The 2,706-nt window shown below is 75.4% G+C and carries 3 protein-coding genes and 2 pseudogenes; 1 reads left to right on the top strand and 4 read right to left on the bottom strand.

Annotated elements, in window-relative coordinates; genetic code table 11:
- From OZN99_RS29190 to OZN99_RS29180, 3 genes and pseudogenes are all read right to left on the bottom strand, one after another.
- Nucleotides 1-351: pseudogene (locus OZN99_RS29190) on the bottom strand (glucans biosynthesis glucosyltransferase MdoH); the annotation flags it as partial.
- 41 nt (nucleotides 352-392) lie between these two features.
- Complete coding sequence (locus tag OZN99_RS29185) at nucleotides 393-1,193, bottom strand: hypothetical protein (RefSeq protein WP_270938726.1); 801 nt, start codon at nucleotides 1,191-1,193, stop codon at nucleotides 393-395.
- Complete coding sequence (locus tag OZN99_RS29180) at nucleotides 1,190-1,621, bottom strand: ABA4-like family protein (protein WP_270938725.1); 432 nt, start codon at nucleotides 1,619-1,621, stop codon at nucleotides 1,190-1,192. The genes OZN99_RS29185 and OZN99_RS29180 overlap by 4 nt, the downstream gene beginning before the upstream one ends.
- A gap of 86 nt (nucleotides 1,622-1,707) precedes the next feature.
- Here OZN99_RS29180 and OZN99_RS29175 point away from each other — a divergent pair, with 86 nt between their 5' ends.
- Nucleotides 1,708-2,352 carry a TetR/AcrR family transcriptional regulator gene (locus tag OZN99_RS29175; RefSeq protein WP_270938724.1) on the top strand — a complete coding sequence of 215 codons (645 nt, stop codon included), beginning with the start codon at nucleotides 1,708-1,710 and terminating at the stop codon, nucleotides 2,350-2,352.
- A gap of 78 nt (nucleotides 2,353-2,430) precedes the next feature.
- Here OZN99_RS29175 and OZN99_RS29170 read toward each other — a convergent pair.
- Nucleotides 2,431-2,706 (bottom strand): annotated as a pseudogene (locus OZN99_RS29170) (hypothetical protein); the annotation flags it as partial.

Here is a 2,706-nt window from a genome sequence, read left to right as displayed (position 1 = left end):
GTCGAGCAGGCGGCCGAGCGGCGGCAGCACCGCGTCCATGTCCTCGTTGCGGATGCAGACGGCGAGCGCGGTCACGGCGCTGGGCGCGCCGGGCCGGGCGCGGCGCAGCGCGGGCAGCACGGCGCCGGGCGGGTCGCGGCTGGCCAGCAGGATGACGAGGCCGACGAGGGAATTCGCGGCGGACAGCGCCGCCCAGGGCGTGACGAGCAGCACGCAGAGGAGGATCACCGCCTCGATCGCATTCACCCCGCCCGGCGCCAGGGCGCGCCAGGTGAGCCAGGTCAGCAGCAGCGCCAGGCAGAGGACGAGGCCGCCGAAGAGGCCCCGCCGCAGCATCACGTTCTCGGTCACGCGCGCCGGATGCGGGAGGATCGTGGCGGCGGTGCGGCAGGTCAGGGCGAGAGCGGCACGCCGGCCATGGCGAGCGCGTAGGCGCCGAGGCTCATCGCCGTCCAGCCCGCTGCGCCGAGCCACACCATGCCGGCGCCTGCCCCGAGCAGCGCCAGCGCCGGCAGCGCCTGCATGGCGTGGATGCCCAGGAAGTGGGCCACGCGGAGGTCACCACCGTCGCGCGACCAGAAGAAGGGGGCGAAATTCCCCGCATCGCCCGGCGTGCCGCCGATGCGCGGCGTGTCCAGCGCCGAGATGCTGGCGCCGGTGAAGCCACCGAGCACCCCGCCGAGCACCAGGCCGAGCCCGACCGCCAGCCGCCAGGGCCGCGGCTGCTGCGGGTCGGGGCGCAGCAGCACCAGCACGCCGAGCAGCGCCGCGAGTGCCACCAGCGTGACCGCGCCGACGCCCATCAGCCCGTACATCGCCTGGCCGAGCCGGTCGTCGGCAAAGTGGCTGGGCTGGCCGAGGGCGGCGCGCAGCGTGATCCAGCCCTGCTCGAAGCCGGCGGTGGCGAGCGTGCCCCACAGCACGATGCGGGCGACGAGGCCGTCGCGCGCCCGCGGCGCCAGCACGCCCCAGGCCCAGGCCAGGGTCCAGAACCAGGCGACGAAGGAGACGGCGAACTTCGCCGGCTTCACCCAGACGGAGACGCCGTGGATCGTCCGCGCGTCCAGGGCCATGGCGCCGAGGCAGGCGAGCGCGAGGGCGAGCGCCGCCCAGCCCGCGCGGGCCAGCAGCGGCTGCCGCGCATCGAGCTCGGCGAGGACGGAGCGGCCGGACCGGAGGACGAGCGCGTTCATGCGCGGATCTCCTTCCGGTTCGCGGCAACCAGGCGGAGGGCGAGGAAGAGCAGCAGCCCGGCCGGGCCGGCGAGGAAGGTCGGCGGCAGGCAGAGCCGAACGAGCCAGGGGTTCATCCCTTCCGCCGCGCCGCGCCGGCACATCCAGGCGCCGAGGAAGAGGTCGAAGGCGAGGTAGTGCACCCAGCCGGCCAGCAGCACGCCCTCGGTGCGGAACAGCGCCGCGACGTCGGCGAGGGAGGAGAAGCCGCCCTCCGCGCCCGGCGCATGGACCGCGAGCAGCACGACATACAGCGCGGCCAGCGCGGCGGGGATAGCGAGCCCCGCGATGCGCCAGGTCACCAGCGGCGTCCGGGGCGCGAGGAGCAGCGCGAGCCAACCGGCCATCGCCAGCATGTTGGCGGCGGAGAAGATGGTCTCGGCGGGCATGTGGTCTTCCAAACTTGACGATGGTCAGTTTATGAGGCGCAGAACTGACCGTTGTCAAGTTTTCGTCGTGGACGCAGGATGCCCCGATGTCCGTCACCCCCAAGGCCGAAGGCCGCCACCACCACGGCGCGCTGCGCCGCGCGCTGCTCGACGCCGTCGCGGAGATCGTGCTGGAGCGCGGGCCGGAGGCGGTGACGCTGCGCGAATGCGCCCGCCGCGCCGGCGTCTCGCACTCTGCCGCCGCGCCGCATTTCGGCGACAAGCGCGGCCTGTTCACCGCCTTCGCGGCCGAGGGGTCGCGGCGGCTGACCGCATCCATGGAAGCCGCCCTGGCTGCGCTGCCGCCGGGCGCGGATGCGCTGGCGCGGCTGGCTGCGACCGGGCGCGGCTACATCGCCTTCGCCCGGGCCAACCCCGCGCATTTCCGCCTGATGTTCCGCACCGACCTGCTGGACCGGACCGACCAAGCCTGGCGCGCGGAGATGCAGGGAAGCTTCGCGGTGCTGGAGCGCGCGATGGCCGTGCTGGCGCCGCGCGCGGGGGCACGGGACATGCGCGCGCGGCTGGCACTCGCCTGGTCTGCGGTGCACGGATTCTGCACGCTGCGCGCCGAGGGGGCAGGGGGCGACCTGTGGAACCCCGACGCCCGCGCGGCGGAGACGGCGGAGGACATGGTCGCGCTGCTGGTCTCGGCCTGCGCGCCATCGCCCGGAGAGGCCGGCTCCGCGTGATTCCGCCCGGCCGGGCTGGCTGGCCGGGGGCGGCGCACGCGCCGCCCCCGGTTCGCCCGGTATCCCGGGCGGGCCGGCTCAGTTGCTCTGCGCGGTCTTCTCGACGGAGACGGCCAGCGCCTCCTCGAAGGCGATGTCCACCTGGTCGCCCACGCGCAGGCCGCGCAGCATCTCCTGCATCGCCGGCCGGCGGACCACCACGGTGCGCGGGCGGTTGTTCGGGCCGACGAAGCTGACGGTGTTGGTGGCGGGGTCCACCGCGGTGATGCGCACGCGGACGCGGACGAGGTCGCCGACCGCGCCGGCCGGACGCTCGCCCGGGGCTGCGCGCACGCCCGCGACGGCCGCGGCGGG

It is taken from the genome of Falsiroseomonas oryzae, assembly GCF_027856955.1.
Lineage (GTDB): Bacteria > Pseudomonadota > Alphaproteobacteria > Acetobacterales > Acetobacteraceae > Falsiroseomonas > Falsiroseomonas oryzae.
The sequence above is the reverse complement of the archived record's forward strand: the minus strand, read 5'-3'. Positions and strand labels throughout refer to the sequence as shown.